General features: G+C 46.9%; 1 tRNA gene. It reads right to left on the bottom strand.

Annotated elements, in window-relative coordinates:
• Nucleotides 1-139: 139 nt before the first annotated feature.
• Nucleotides 140-209, bottom strand: a tRNA-Glu gene (locus tag OGX93_RS00035).

Below are 209 nucleotides of genomic sequence, written 5' to 3'. Positions count from 1 at the left end.
AGAGACTCATACACACTTTACGTGTGTCGTTTCAATTTTCAGCTTGATCCAGATTTTTAAAGAGCAAATATCTCAAACATGACTCGCAAGTCAGTTTTGAGATATTAAGGCAGGTGACTTTCACTCACGAACCAGCAAGTGGCGTCCCCTAGGGGATTCGAACCCCTGTTACCGCCGTGAAAGGGCGGTGTCCTGGGCCTCTAGACGAA

This window comes from Citrobacter sp. CK195 (assembly GCF_030333365.1).
GTDB classification, from domain to species: Bacteria; Pseudomonadota; Gammaproteobacteria; order Enterobacterales; family Enterobacteriaceae; genus Citrobacter_B; species Citrobacter_B koseri.
This window is presented reverse-complemented; position numbering and strand designations above follow the sequence as displayed.